Genomic DNA, 13,513 nt, shown 5'->3' on the forward strand with positions numbered 1-13,513 from the left:
GTTCAATGCGAGCTGGGAGATCGACCTGTTCGGCAGCCAGCGCGCCGCCGCCGCCGCCGAAAGCGCGCAGGCCAGCGCTGCCACGGCCGACTGGCACGCCGCCCGCGTCAGCCTCGCCGCCGACGTGGCCCAGGCCTATGTGCAGTTGCGGCTGGCGCAGGCGCGCGAAGAGTCCGCCGAGCTGGACACGCGCTTTGCCGAGCAGATCGCCGGCTGGGCCCGCCAGCAGCAGCAGGCCGGTCTGTTCAGCGCCACCGATGCCGCCATCCTGAACACAGAGCGCGCTGTCGCGTCGGCCAGTCGCAGCCAGTGGCGCGCCGAGGCACAGATCGCGCTGCAGACGCTGGCCCTGCTGTGCGGCGAGCGCGGCGACACGCTGGCCGCCGAGCTGGCGCCGCCGGCCGTCGCCACCGAAGGGTTCGACCTGCGACGCAGCCAGCCGAGCACGCCCGCCTTCGACGTGACCGCCCTGCCCGCCCAGCTGCTGGCACAACGCCCCGACCTGGCCGCCGCCCACCAGCGCTGGCTGGCCGCCGTGCAGCAGCAGCGCAGTGTGGAGGCGCAGCGCTGGCCCCAACTCAGCCTGACAGCGCTGGCCGGCGAGACGCGTCTGCGCGTGGGCGGAGGCACGAGCAACGCCTCCATGTGGGCCTTCGGCCCGACGCTGAGCCTGCCGCTGTTCGACGGCGGCCTGCGCGCTGCGCGCAGCGAGGGCGCCCAAGCCGCCGCCGACGAAGCCGCCAGCGCGTTGCAGGCCCGCTGGCAGACGGCCGTGGCCGAGGTGGAAGAGTCGCTGCAGCGCGTGACCGCCGGCGCCGAGCGCGAGCGCGAGGTGGAAGCAGTACGCCGCGAATGGCTGGGCATTGCGCTGCGCTCCGGCGCCCAGTCGCAGGCCGGCCTGCAAAGCGGCGCCCAGCGCAACACCACCTACCGCAACGCCCTGGCCGCCTACGACGCCGTGCTGAGCGTGCGCGCCGAACACGCCCTCGCCTGGATCCGCCTCTACCGCAGCCTCGGCGGCGGCTGGACGGCCGACGCCAACACGAACACCACCGCATCCAACCGTTGAACACCATGAAGCTCCGTCTTCCCTTCGTCACCGCCGCCCTGACCCTCGCGCTCGCTGCGGCCTTCGTCGTCGCCCTGTCTGGCGGCCCCGCTTTCGCAGAGACAGCCGCCAGCGCCGCGCCCAAGCCGGCGCTGACCGTCAAGCGTGCCGTCGCCCAACAGGCCAGCTGGCCGCAGACGCTGTCGGGCACCGGCTCCATCGCCGCCTGGCAGGAGGTCGTCATCGGTGCTGAGATCGGCGGCCAGCGGCTGGCGGTGCTCAATGTCGACGTGGGTGATCGCGTCAAGAAGGGCCAGCTGCTGGCCCGCCTCTCCCCCGGCACGCTGGAGGCCGACCTGGCCGCCGGCCGCGCCGCGCTGCTGGAGGCCGAAGCCTCGGCCCGCGAGGCCAACCTGACCGCCGAGCGCGTGAAGACGCTGCAGGGCAGCGAAGCGCTGTCGCCGCAGGCCATCGACCAGGCCCTGGCCGCCGACGCCGCCGGCCAGGCCCGTGTGGCTGCCGCCAAGGCGCGCGTGCAGGCCGACCAGCTGCGCCTGTCGTACACGCAGATCACCGCGCCGGACGACGGCGTCATCAGCGCCCGCGTCGCCACGCCGGGTGCGCTGGTGCAGCCGGGGCAGGAACTGTTCCGCCTGCAACGCCAGGGCCGCCTGGAGTGGCGCGCCGAGGTGCCGGGCGCCGAACTCGCGCAGCTGAAGACGGGCCAGAAGGTGCGCGTGCAACCCAGCGGCGCGCCGCCGGTGGAAGGCCGCATCCGCCGCGTTGCGCCGCAGGTGGACGCGCAGACGCGCAACGGCCTGGTCTATGTGGACCTGAAGGCTATGGAGCCACTGCGTGCCGGCCTGTTCGCGCGCGGCGACTTCGTGCTGGGCGACAGCGCCGCGCTGTCGCTGCCGCAGAGCGCCGTGCTGCTGCGTGACGGCTTCAGCTATGTCTTCCGCATCGACGGCAGCAAGGTGCGCCAGACCAAGGTGCAGATCGGCCGCCGCGAGGCGGACCGCGTCGAGGTGCGCTCGGGTCTTGCAGCCGGCGCTGCGGTCGTCGAGTCCGGCGTCGGCTTCCTCGCCGATGGCGACACCGTTCGCGTTGCGCAGTAAGGACATGACGATGAGTAGCGAGCAGTCCACTGCCGGATCCGGGTTCAACGTCTCCCGCTGGTCCATCGCCAACCCGGTGCCAGCCATCATGCTGTTCATCATGCTGACGGCGGCCGGGCTCTACGGCTTCAAGCAGATGAAGGTGCAGCAGTTCCCCGACATCGAGCTGCCCACCATCGTCGTCAGTGCCTCGCTGCCGGGCGCCGCGCCCGCGCAGATGGAAACCGAGGTCGCCCGCAAGATCGAGAACTCGGTGGCCGCCGTCCAGGGCGTCAAGCACATCTACACCAAGGTGCAGGACGGCATGGCCACGGTCACCGTTGAGTACCGGCTGGAGAAGCCGTTGCAGGAGGCCCAAGACGACACGCGCGACGCCGTCTCGCGCATCCGCGCCGACCTGCCCGCCGACCTGCGCGACCCGGTCATCACCAAGATGAACCTGTCGGGCATGCCCATCCTGACCTACACCGTCTCCAGCAGCAGCATGGACGACGAGGCGCTGTCCTGGTTCGTCGATAACCAGGTGGCCAAGCGCATGCTGTCCGTGCGCGGCGTCGGCTCGGTGGCGCGCGTGGGCGGTGTCAACCGCGAGCTGCGCGTTGAGCTGGACCCATCCCGCATGCTGGCGCTGGGCGTGACCGCCGCCGAGGTGTCGCGCCAACTGAAGCAAGTGCAACAGGAAGCCCCCGGCGGCCGCGCGCAGCTGGGCGGTGCCGAGCAGTCGCTGCGCACCATCGCCACCGTGCAGAGCGCGGCCGAACTGGCCGCCATGGACATCCCGCTCGCCAACGGCCGCCATGTGCGGCTGGACCAGGTCGCTTCTGTGGCCGACACGCTGGGCGAGCGCCGCAGCGGCGCCTTCCTGAACGGCAAGGCCGTCGTCGGCTTCGAGATCGTGCGCGCCAAGGGCGCCGGCGAGGTGGACGTGGCCGAGCGCGTGCGCGCAGCCCTGGAAGAGCTGAAGACCGCCCACCCCGACATCACCGTCACCGAGGCCTTCAACTTCGTCGACCCCGTCATCGAGAACTACGACGGCAGCATGAAGCTGCTGCTGGAAGGCGCGGCGCTGGCCGTGCTGGTGGTCTTCCTGTTCCTGCGCGACTGGCGSGCCACGTTTGTGAGCGCCGTGGCCCTGCCGCTGTCGGCCATCCCAACTTTCCTCATCATGTACTGGATGGGCTTCACGCTCAACGTCGTCACGCTGCTGTCGTTGTCCCTCGTCATCGGCGTGCTGGTGGACGACGCCATCGTCGAGATCGAGAACATCATGCGGCACCTGACGATGGGCAAGACGCCCCTCGAGGCCGCACGTGAAGCCGCGGACGAGATCGGCCTGGCCGTCATCGCCACCACCTTCACGCTGATCGCCGTCTTCCTGCCCACCGCCTTCATGAGCGGCGTGGTCGGCAAGTTCTTCGTGCAGTTCGGCTGGACGGCGGCCATCGCCGTGTTCTTCTCCCTCGTCGTCGCCCGCATGCTGACGCCGATGATGGCGGCCTACATCCTCAAGCCCCCGAAGCGCGCGCACAAGGAGCCGTTCTGGATGGAGCGCTACCTCCGCGCCGCGCGGTGGGCCTTCACACACAAGGGCAAGACGCTGGCCATCGCCGCCGCCTTCGGCCTGGCCGCCTGTGCGCCGCTGTTCATGGGCAAGATCCCCGGCGCCTTCATCCCACCGGACGACCTGAGCCAGACGCAGATCAGCATCGAGCTGCCGCCCGGCAGCACCTACGCGCAGACGGCGGCCATCGCCGAGCAGGCCCGCGCAGTGGCCGCCAAGCATGCGCATGTGAAGCTGGTCTACACGGCCGTGGGCGGCGGCAGTGCCGGCGGCGACCCGTTTGCCATGAGCGGCGCGGCCGAATCGCGCAAGGCCACACTGACGTTGAACCTGACGGCCCGCCAGGACCGCCGCGGCACCACCAAGCAGCAGATCGAACGCGAGCTGCGCGATGAAGTGGAAGGCATTGCCGGCGCGCGCATCAAGGTGAGCTTCGGCGGCTCCAACGAGAAGTACCAGCTGGTGCTCGCCGGCGAAGACGGTGAACAGCTGGCCGCCCACGCCGCCAAGGTCGAGCAGGAACTGCGTGGCCTGAAGGGCATCGGCCAGGTAACGAGCAGCTCCAGCCTGCAGCGCCCCGAGCTCATCGTGCGCCCTGACGCGGCGCGTGCGGCGGACCTGGGTGTCTCCACCGCAGCGATTGCCGACACGCTGCGCATCGCCACGGCGGGCGACTACGACCAGTTGCTGCCCAAGCTCAACCTCGCTCAGCGACAGGTGCCCATCGTCGTGCGCCTGCCCGACGCGGCGCGCGCCGACCTGGCCCTGCTGAGCGAGCTGACGGTGCCCGGCGCCCGTGGCCCCGTGCCGCTGCGCCAGGTGGCCGAGCTGACGCTGACCAGCGGCCCCGCTCAGATCGACCGTTATGACCGGTTGCGCAACGTCAACTTCGAGATCGAGCTGAACGGCATGCCGCTCAGCGAGGTGCAGGCCGCCGCCAACGCGCTGCCCAGCATCGTCAACCTGCCGCCGGGCGTGGCCAAGGCCGAAATCGGCGACGCCGAGGCCTTTGCCGAGCTGGGCCAGGGCTTTGCGCTGGCGATGGGCACGGGCGTGGCCTGCATCTACATCGTGCTGGTGCTGCTCTTCCACGCCTGGGTGCAGCCCATCACGATCCTGGGTGCACTGGTGCTGTCCATCCCGGGCGCCATCCTGGCGCTGTTCGTGACCGGCACCGACCTGAGCATGCCGGCCATGATCGGCATGATCATGCTGATGGGCATCGCGACGAAGAACTCCATCCTGCTGGTGGAGTACGCCATCGTTGCGCAGCGCGAGCAGGGGCTGACGAGGCTGGAGGCGCTGCTGGACGCCTGCCACAAGCGCGCCCGCCCCATCGTCATGACGACGCTCGCAATGGGCGCCGGCATGATGCCGATTGCACTCGGCTTCGGCACCGACCCGAGCTTCCGCGCCCCCATGGCCATCGTCGTCATCGGCGGGCTGATCACCAGCACCTTCCTGAGCCTGCTGGTGATCCCGGTGCTCTACGAGGTGGTGGACGACATGATCCAGCGCTTCACGCGCAAGCGCGGCAAGGGGCAGGCAGAAATGGCGTCGGCCTGAGGCTCGGCCGGCTTGCGCCGGCTTGGCTACTCGGCCGGAACGTCCGCGTCGCTGACGTACTCGCCGGCCTCATCGAGGCCGCGCGGGCCGACGATGACGTAGGAGCAGGGGTTCGCCGAGCGGCATAGCGCCAACGTGTTCAGCTTCGCCGCCTGGCGCGAAGAGAAGCGATTGCCGTCGCTCATTTCCAGTTTGCTTTCACGTGAGGGTTGCCCTGCCCCGGCGCGGCTCGTGCCACGCAAGCAAGTCTGGGGCGAAGGCAACACGGCCGCATCAGGGGCCGGAAGAACTCAATGCATCCAGACCGGGCGATGAACATTCGCCACGGGACGCGGCTTCAGGGCGTCCCGAACGCGCTCGACGGTGGCAGCTGAATCCTTGTCGTCCACGGCCACGATCAGTCGAAGCCAAGTGGCCTTGGAGCGGTCATCCTCGCGCCGCGTCCAACACCACACCTGGGCCCCGAGTTCGCCGGATCGATCAGCCAGGCGCACTTCATCGAAATCCGCCCCCTCGTAGGTGAGCAGCTGCTCCTCGTCGACGTAGGTGTTGAAGTAGCCGGGCATGCGTCGAGTCTAGGCGTTCGGTCTGCCCTGCAACCGTCGATCACCGTCCAACAGTGCCGTTTTCATAGCCTGTCCGCTGCAGACGCGTTTCCCACCCGAACGACTCGGACGCATCCCGGAATCGGACTGGATGGGGGAACGGACAGGCAGCACGCCGCCGCGCAGCTTGTTGATTAGTCGGTCGGACCGTCTGTTGGCCGGGACCGCTGTGCCAGCAGGCGCTTGCGCACCGCATAGATGTTGTTGCGCAACGCGTAGAGCTCTTCGGCATAGGACAGCGGCACCGCGATGCGGTGTGTGACGCGATCCAGCTCATCCAGCTCCTTGAGCAAGGCATCGCGCTCGCCTGCGCCGGTTTCAAGCTTTGCTTCCACCTCGCGCAGCCGCGCATACCAGCGGAACACGCGCGAGCGCACGCGGAAGGTGTACAGCGGCGGCACCACGCGCGACAGTGGCAGCATCAGCACCAGCAGGCCGCCGACCACCAGCCACATGCGTTCCAGCAGATTACCGGCCCAGAAGGGCAGGTAGCGCGCCCAGGCCGGCGGCGTGCCGTTGATCGCGCGGTCGCCCTCGGCGCTGACCGGCAGCTCGCTGGTGCGGGTGTTGGGGAAGTCGCGCGCGCCATTGAACCAGCCGGCCTCACTGTGCTGGCCCAGGGCCGCCTGCGCGAACAGCTGGCGCAGCGCCGGGTGCGTCTGCTCGCGCGCCAGCAGCGCGGTGGTGGTGGCGAGCAGCGGCACGTCGTGCGGCGGCAGATCGGCCGCCAGGTCCACGACACCGCGCGGCAGCGTCACGGTGGACAGGAAGGGCAGGTGGCGCGAATAGGCCTCGTTCTGCTCGAAGGCCATCAGCGCAATGGCCGGGTCGCGCAGCAGCGCGCGGATCAGGCCGGCCTGCGGCGCCGAGATCAGCACCGTGGCGTCCAGCCGGCCCTGGCGCAGCGCCTCACCCGCGGCGTCGGGCGCCAGATTGGACAGCCGCAGATCGGTCGACTTCAGTTGGATCAGCGCCAGCAGCTTCTCAACAATCTGCGGTACACCGCTGCCGTCCTGATCCACATTGACTCGCAGGCCACGCAGCTGGTCCAGGCGCTGCAGTTCGCCGCCGGGCTGGCGGCGCGCGATGCCGAGATCGCGGCGGTAGAAGATCCAGATCGGCTCGTAGAACAGACTGCCCAGCGAGACGATGCCGGCCTCGGTATCGGCCACCGGATCGGCCATGCCGCCACGTACGAAGCCCACATCGGCCGTGCCCGCGCGCAGATGGGCCAGATCGTCCTGCGCGCCTTCGCTGGCGATCAAGTCCACCTGGATGCGCTCGCGCGCCAGCGCTTTCGCATAGCCCTCGCCGAAGCTGGCGTAGGCACTTCCGGCCGGGCCTGTGGCCAGCCTCACCTGGCACGGCGGCTGCGGATCCAGCCACCAGTAGGCAGCCAACAGCAGGCCTCCGCCGAGCAGCAGCAGCGGCCCCATCGAGACCGTCAAATCGCGCAGCGTCAGCAGCAGCAGGCGCAGGCTGCGGGTGGCTTGCCATTGCTGAATCGGGGTCATGGCTTGCCGTCCTGAGCGGGCAAGGGCTGGGCCTGGGTGTTGCAGAGTCGCTCGCATTCCCGAGCACCGGCATGAGCGGGAGCCGCAAGGGTGAGGATGATCGTGATGCCGAGGCGTTGCACGGGCTGGGCCTTTGCCGATGGAGGACCGGCCGATCGTATGGGAGGCGCGCTGGCCGGACGGTTACGCCCGCATTCGCTGCAAAGCAACCGGCCCACGTCGTGGGTAGCGGAGGGCTCGCTCAGCCTGCGGCACCTCCAAAGCTCCGGTCGAGCACATCGCGCCAAGCAGCGCGAGCCGCGCTGCAAGAAACCGGAACAAACGATCAGCCCAACCTGAACACCGCCACCGACTGCGACAACTCATCGGCCTGGTGTTGCAGGCTGGCGGCCGCCGCGGCGGACTCTTCCACCAGCGCGGCGTTCTGCTGCGTCATCTGGTCGAGACTGGCGATGGCCTGGCCGATCTGGCCGATGCCGGTGCTCTGCTCGCCGGTGGCAAGACTGATCTCGGAGACGATGCTGCTGACGCGGGCGATAGACTCGATGATGTCCTTCATCGTGTCGCCGGCCTGCGCCACCAGCGTCGCGCCACTGTGCACGTTCTCGCCGCTCTGCGTGATCAGCGACTTGATCTCCTTGGCGGCCTCGGCCGAGCGCTGGGCCAGCGTGCGCACCTCGCCGGCCACGACCGCAAAACCGCGTCCCTGCTCGCCCGCCCGCGCCGCTTCCACCGCGGCATTCAAGGCCAGAATGTTGGTCTGGAAGGCGATGCCGTCGATGACCGAGATGATGTCGGCGATCTTGGCTGAAGAGGCGCTGATGCGGCCCATGGTCTGCACCACCTCGTCCACCACGGCGCCGCCGCGCCGCGCCACCTCGGCGGCGTCGCTGGCGAGCTGGTTGGCCTGGCGGGCCGACTCGGCGTTGTGCGTGACGCTGGCCGTCAGCTCCTCCATCGCCGAGGCCGTCTCCTGCAGGTTGGAGGCCGCCTGTTCGGTGCGGTTGCTCAGGTCCTGGCTGCCGACCGCCACCTCGCGTGAGGCCGTGGCAATGCTGTCCGTGCTCTGCCGCACGCCGGAGACCACCTTGACCAGCGAGTCCTGCATGCCCTGCACACCGCGCATGACTGCGGCCGTCTCGTCGCGGCCTTCGACACGCACCGGCTGGCTCAGGTCGCTGCCGGCGATGCGCTGGGCGCTGAGGACGGCGCGGGCCAGCGGCTCAAGAATGGAGCGGATGTTGAACATCGTGTAGGTGCCGATGACCAGCACGCCGCCGATGATGACCAGCGTCAGGTCCAGCCGTATGGCCTTCTCCTGCTTGTCCAGCACCGCCACCTCCTCGGCCGAGTGCTTGTCGACCTTCTCGGTCATCTCTGCGAGCAGCTTGTCCATCGCCCGCACCGTGCCCTTGATAGGCTCCATGGCCTGGTTGGCCGCCGCCGTGTCGGCGAACTCGGCCTTGGCCAGCCGATCGGCGATGCCCGTGAAGCCGCTTCGGTAGTCCTGAAGCAGCTTGATGAGCTCGGCCGGCATCTGCTTGACGTCCGGCGCGATGTCCAGCTTGGCGACCTTGTCCAGGCTGGTGGCGACCTTCTCGTAGGTCTCGCCCCACTCCTTGCGGTAACGCTCGACGGCCTTGGCGTCGCTGAGGTTGATCAGCAAGTCCTTCTCGTAGCGCCTCAGGTTGCCGACGCCGGCACGGATGTGGGCCAGCTGGGTCAGGGACTCGACGTCGTTGTCCAGGTAGTGGACGAACTTTTCCTTGGCCAGCGACAGGCTCCACAGCCCGTGCAGGCCTATCACCAGCATCGCCGCGATGGCCAAGCCCGCCAGCGCGTACAGGCGCACCTTGATCGTGTAGTCGCTGAGCTTCATGGCCACTCCCCCTCAAGGTAGTGCCGCGAGACTAGTCCTTTGTCCTGCCAGCGCCAAGCCTCAGCCTTGCGGGTCGCCGTCAGGGCGCCACAACTCGTGCATGGCCGCCTCGAAGGCGTCGCCCACGCGCTGCGGCGCACGCCAGGGCCGCGCACGGCCGGCCACCCACACCGACTGCCAGGGCGAGCCGTTGCTGCCGAACACCACCGCGTCCAGCAGCGCCTCATCGGGCAGGCCGCGCAACGCATCGGCCTCGCGGTTGAGCACCAGGGCGTCGGCGCGGGCGCCGGGCGTCAGGCCCCACGCGGTGAAGCCGGCCGCGCGGGCGCCGCTGTGCACGGCCGCGTCGAACAGGCGGGCCGCGCTGGACGGCTGGCTGCCCGGCGCCGCCGCGATGTTGCGCTGTTGCGCATGCAGGCGCTGGCCGTACTCCAGCCAGCGCAGCTCCTCCACCCAGCCGCGCGTGACCTGGCTGTCCGAGCCCACCGTCAGCGGCACCTTGTTCTGCAGCCAGCGCGGCAGGTCGGCCAGGCCGTCGCCGAGGTTGGCCTCGGTGCCGGGGCAGATGACGATGCCGGCGCCGCTCAGGGCCACGGCCTCGATCTCGGCCGGCTCGGCGTGCGTGGCGTGCACCAGTTGCCAGCGCGGGTCGAGATGACCCGCGTCGGCCAGCCATTGCAGCGGGCGCATGCCGGTGGCCTTGAGGCAGTCGGCTACCTCGGCCGTCTGCTCGGCGACGTGGATGTGGATGGGCAGGTCGGCGCCACCGACGAGGTCGCGCAGGCGAGTGATGTCGGTCGGCGACGCACCGCGCAGCGAGTGCAGGGCCACGCCCGCATTCACGCGCGGCAGGCCGGCGGCCATGACGCGCTGGCAGGCCCGCCAGGCCCAATCCGCATCAGCGGCAAAACGATGTTGCTCGGGCCGCAGGCCGCTGGCGTTGAAGCCGCTGCGTGTGTAGACGACGGGCAGCAGCGTCAGGCCGATGCCGGCGTCTTCGGCGGCTGCGGCCAGGGCCCAGGCCATGTCCAGCTCGTCGTCGAAGTCCTGACCTTCGGCCGCATGGTGCAGGTAGTGGAACTCGCAGACCTGCGTGTAGCCGCCGCGCAGCAGCTCGGCATAGAGCTGGCTGGCCACCGCACGCAGTTGCTGGGGCGAGATGCGCAGGGCCAGCGCGTACATGCGGTCGCGCCAGCTCCAGAAATCGTCCTGTCCCGTCTCGCGGCGCTCCGCCAAACCGACGAAGGCGCGCTGGAAGGCGTGGCTGTGGGCGTTGACGAGGCTGGGGATGACAGGGCCGGCCAGCAGCTCGGCGTCGGGCGGTGCGACGGTGTTGACGGTGATCTCGGCCCAGTGGCCGCTGCTGTCCACGGTCAGCAGCACATCGCGTTGCCAGCCGCCGTGGATCCAGGCCAGGGGAGTGTGCAGTCGTTTCAAGGCTGGCATGCCAGCATCTCCCTCAACATCTTTTCGATAAGCGGCGCGACCTCCGCAGCGGCGGGTTCGTCGTAGGCCTGGCGCGGGTCCAGCGCCTCGTCCATGTAGCAGCGCTGGCACATCTCCAGCTGCACGGCATGCACGCCCTGGCCCGGTTGGCCGTAGTGGCGCGTGATGTAGCCGCCCTTGAAGCGGCCGTTGACGACATGGCTGAAGCGCTGCTGACCGGCCAGCAGCGCGCCGAGCCGCTCGGTGATGGCCCATGCGCAGGAGGCGCCATCCGCGGTGCCGAGGTTGAGCGCCGGCAACTCGCCCTCGAACAGCCAGGGCAGTTCGGAGCGGATGCTGTGGCCGTCAAACAGCAGCGCGTGGCCGTGCTCGGCGCGCAGGCGCGCCAGCTCCGCTGCCAGCGCGTCGTGATAGGGCTGCCAGTAGGCCTCGCGGCGCGCGGCGATGGCCGCGGCATCGGGCCAGGCACCGTCGACGTAGAGCGGGTCGTCGGTGAAGAAGCGGGTGGGCACCAGGCCGGTGCCGCCCGAGGCGCCGGGGTAGAGGGGCTGGTCGTCCGGCGGGCGGTTCAAGTCGACGACGTAGCGGCTGTAGCGCGGCACGATGAGGCTGGCGCCCAAGGTTTCAGCCAGCGGCCGGTACAGGCGCTCCAGGTGCCAGTCGCTGTCCTCGCTGATCAGCGCGCGCGGCACCAGGCGCTCGGCCAGCTCGGCCGGGATCTCGGTGCCGACATGCGGCAGGCTGATCAGCAGCGGCACGCGGCCTTGCTGCAGTTGAAAAACGCTCATGACCCTCCCTGGGTTCCCCGAATTCCTCGATGCACCCGTTCTATCAGCGGGTTATGTCCGAAGCATGCTGCCAGCTCGCGCGGGTGTCCACCATCCCAGAGACAGAAGTCGGCACGCTGGCCGGCCACCAGCTGGCCCCGGTCCCGCAGGCCCAGCGCGCGAGCGCCGTTGACGGTCAGGCCGCGCAAGGCTTCCTCGGGCGTCAGCCGGAACAGCACGCAGGCCATGTTCAGCATCAGCAGCGGCGACAGCGTGGGCGAGCTGCCGGGGTTGTGGTCGGTGGCGATGGCGATGGGCACACCGGCCTCGCGCAGTGCGGCCACGGGCGGCAGCTGGGTCTCGCGCAGTGCGTAGAAGGCGCCGGGCAGCAGCACGGCCACGGTGCCGGCCTGGGCTAGCGCCTGCACGCCTTGCGGGCTGAGAAATTCCAGGTGGTCGCAGCTCAGCGCCTGGTAGCGTGCCGCGAGCTGGGCGCCGCCCTGGTCACTCAATTGCTCGGCATGCAGCTTGACGGGCAGGTTCAGTTGCCGGGCCGCGTCGAACACGCGGGCGACCTGGGCCGGGCTGAAGGCGATGTGCTCGCAGAAGGCGTCCACCGCGTCGACCAGGCCGGCCGCGTGCAGCTCGGGCAGCCAGCGGCAGACGGCGGCGATGTAGTGGTCGGCATCACTGAACTCGGGCGGCAGCGCGTGGGCAGCGAGATAGGTGGTACGCACGTCCAGCCCCAGGCCGGCAAGCTGGCGCGCAACACGCAGCATGCGGGCCTCGGTGGCGGCGTCCAGGCCGTAGCCGGACTTGACCTCCAGCGTCGTCACACCCTCGCGCATCAGCGCCAGCGCGCGCTTCGTCGCGTCAGCCAGCAACTGGCCCTCGGTCGCGACCCGAGTTGCGGCCACCGTCGAGCGGATGCCGCCGCCGGCCCTGGCAATGTCGGCGTAGCTTGCGCCATGCAGGCGCTGCTCGAACTCGTTGGCGCGGTTGCCGCCGTAGACCAGGTGGGTGTGGCAGTCCACCAGGCCCGGCGTGACGAGGGCGCCATGCAGCTCGATGACCTCATCGGCCGCAGGCGCCTCGGCACTGGGCCCAACCCAGCGCAGCAGGCCGCCGTCAACAAGCAGGGCGCCGTCTTCGATCAGGCCCCAGCCGCTGTCTCCCGCCAGCGTCGCCAAGAGCCCGCCAGTCCACAACTTCACTCAGCGCTCCACGTCAGCCACCAGGCATGGCTGCTGGTGGCATCGGGCCCGGTGAAGACGCAGCTCTGCGCGACCGGCGCCTCGCACCAGGCCAGCGTCAGCGGCGCCATCGGCATGGCGCGGTGGCCGTGTTCCAGCAGGCCGCCCTCGACGGTGAAGAGCCCCACCCAGGGCGTGCGTGGCAGCAGCACATGGCTGGCCGGCTCGACCTCCAGGTTGCCGCGCCGCTCCATCACGTTGAAGACGTCGGTCGGGCCCTTGATCAGCTCGGCGTCGGGCGCCAGGCCGCCGTCAAAACGCAGCGGTTCGTCGCCCATGCTCTGCGGCCAGTCGAACAGGCGCAGGCCCGCGCCGCCCACGACGGCCAGCCAGCGGTGCACGCCAGGAAAGGCCGAGAACGGCCCGTCGCGGTCCACCCGGCCGACGCTGATGCGCAGCGCCCAATCGTGCGCATGCGGCCAGGCGAGCAGTTCGCGCGTCGTGCCGCCCTTGTTCATCCAGGCCTGCGGCTGTACGTCGGCCGCGCTGACCTTGCTCCAACTCATGTTCTTACCCTTGTAGTGGGCCTGTTAACGCTACGGCAATGGGCCGCGAAGGCCCGTCGCCAGAGGCCAATCTAGGCGCGGCGCGCCGCCCGCACTCGCGTGCGGGCCAGCGCTGCAACGCCGAGTGGCCCTGGCGACGGGCCTTGCCGGAGGGTTGTACCCAGAAAGACCGCGCGCGGCGTTACAAATCCTCGCCGGGTTTCAACCCGGCTGCGGTTTGCGCCTTGCTCGCGGCCTTTCTGGGTACAAC

At 69.9% G+C, this 13,513-nt stretch carries 11 protein-coding genes; 3 read left to right on the plus strand and 8 right to left on the minus strand.

Going from position 1 to position 13,513, the window contains the following annotated elements:
* The 3 genes from ACXRVZ_RS26390 to ACXRVZ_RS26400 all read left to right on the plus strand — a co-directional run.
* Positions 1-1,069: TolC family protein (locus ACXRVZ_RS26390; protein WP_458233039.1), on the plus strand; the 1,069-nt coding region annotated here is incomplete at its 5' end.
* Positions 1,070-1,074: 5 nt separating this feature from the next.
* Complete coding sequence (locus ACXRVZ_RS26395) at positions 1,075-2,166, plus strand: efflux RND transporter periplasmic adaptor subunit (protein WP_457424066.1); 1,092 nt, start codon at positions 1,075-1,077, stop codon at positions 2,164-2,166.
* 4 nt (positions 2,167-2,170) lie between these two features.
* Positions 2,171-5,293 (plus strand): efflux RND transporter permease subunit, encoded by a 3,123-nt coding sequence (locus ACXRVZ_RS26400; RefSeq protein ID WP_457424068.1) that lies wholly within the window; start codon positions 2,171-2,173, stop codon positions 5,291-5,293.
* 26 nt (positions 5,294-5,319) lie between these two features.
* Here ACXRVZ_RS26400 and ACXRVZ_RS26405 read toward each other — a convergent pair whose 3' ends face one another.
* From ACXRVZ_RS26405 to ACXRVZ_RS26440, 8 genes are all read right to left on the minus strand, one after another.
* On the minus strand, positions 5,320-5,478 hold the full coding sequence (locus tag ACXRVZ_RS26405) for a hypothetical protein (RefSeq protein ID WP_457424070.1): 159 nt from the start codon (positions 5,476-5,478) through the stop codon (positions 5,320-5,322).
* Between the two features lie 105 nt (positions 5,479-5,583).
* Complete coding sequence (locus ACXRVZ_RS26410) at positions 5,584-5,859, minus strand: hypothetical protein (protein WP_457424072.1); 276 nt, start codon at positions 5,857-5,859, stop codon at positions 5,584-5,586.
* A 173-nt stretch (positions 5,860-6,032) separates the two neighbouring features.
* A complete protein-coding gene (locus tag ACXRVZ_RS26415) occupies positions 6,033-7,412 on the minus strand; it encodes a TAXI family TRAP transporter solute-binding subunit (protein WP_457424074.1) in 1,380 nt (459 codons plus the stop codon).
* Positions 7,413-7,737: 325 nt separating this feature from the next.
* Positions 7,738-9,291, minus strand: a complete 1,554-nt coding sequence (locus tag ACXRVZ_RS26420; protein WP_457424076.1) for a methyl-accepting chemotaxis protein — start codon at positions 9,289-9,291, stop codon at positions 7,738-7,740.
* Between the two features lie 60 nt (positions 9,292-9,351).
* Complete coding sequence (gene hutF, locus ACXRVZ_RS26425; protein ID WP_457424078.1) at positions 9,352-10,737, minus strand: formimidoylglutamate deiminase; 1,386 nt, start codon at positions 10,735-10,737, stop codon at positions 9,352-9,354.
* Entirely contained in the window at positions 10,725-11,525 is an 801-nt protein-coding gene (gene hutG / locus ACXRVZ_RS26430) for an N-formylglutamate deformylase (RefSeq protein WP_457424080.1), read from the minus strand. Before hutG ends, hutF begins: the two co-directional genes overlap by 13 nt.
* Complete coding sequence (gene hutI, locus ACXRVZ_RS26435; RefSeq protein ID WP_457424082.1) at positions 11,522-12,718, minus strand: imidazolonepropionase; 1,197 nt, start codon at positions 12,716-12,718, stop codon at positions 11,522-11,524. The genes hutG and hutI overlap by 4 nt, the downstream gene beginning before the upstream one ends.
* Positions 12,715-13,263, minus strand: a complete 549-nt coding sequence (locus tag ACXRVZ_RS26440) for a HutD/Ves family protein (protein ID WP_457424084.1) — start codon at positions 13,261-13,263, stop codon at positions 12,715-12,717. Before ACXRVZ_RS26440 ends, hutI begins: the two co-directional genes overlap by 4 nt.
* Positions 13,264-13,513: the final 250 nt, after the last annotated feature.

Source organism: Roseateles sp. P5_E8 (genome assembly GCF_054177665.1).

What these genes read in the sequence shown, in the direction of transcription:
- ACXRVZ_RS26395 (WP_457424066.1), top strand. Translation starts at nt 1,075, where the DNA reads ATGAAGCTCCGTCTTCCCTTCGTCACCGCCGCCCTGACCCTCGCGCTC.
- ACXRVZ_RS26405 (WP_457424070.1), bottom strand. Translation starts at nt 5,478, where the DNA reads ATGAGCGACGGCAATCGCTTCTCTTCGCGCCAGGCGGCGAAGCTGAAC.
- ACXRVZ_RS26410 (WP_457424072.1), bottom strand. Translation starts at nt 5,859, where the DNA reads ATGCCCGGCTACTTCAACACCTACGTCGACGAGGAGCAGCTGCTCACC.
- ACXRVZ_RS26415 (WP_457424074.1), bottom strand. Translation starts at nt 7,412, where the DNA reads ATGACCCCGATTCAGCAATGGCAAGCCACCCGCAGCCTGCGCCTGCTG.
- ACXRVZ_RS26420 (WP_457424076.1), bottom strand. Translation starts at nt 9,291, where the DNA reads ATGAAGCTCAGCGACTACACGATCAAGGTGCGCCTGTACGCGCTGGCG.
- hutF (WP_457424078.1), bottom strand. Translation starts at nt 10,737, where the DNA reads ATGCCAGCCTTGAAACGACTGCACACTCCCCTGGCCTGGATCCACGGC.
- hutG (WP_457424080.1), bottom strand. Translation starts at nt 11,525, where the DNA reads ATGAGCGTTTTTCAACTGCAGCAAGGCCGCGTGCCGCTGCTGATCAGC.
- ACXRVZ_RS26440 (WP_457424084.1), bottom strand. Translation starts at nt 13,263, where the DNA reads ATGAGTTGGAGCAAGGTCAGCGCGGCCGACGTACAGCCGCAGGCCTGG.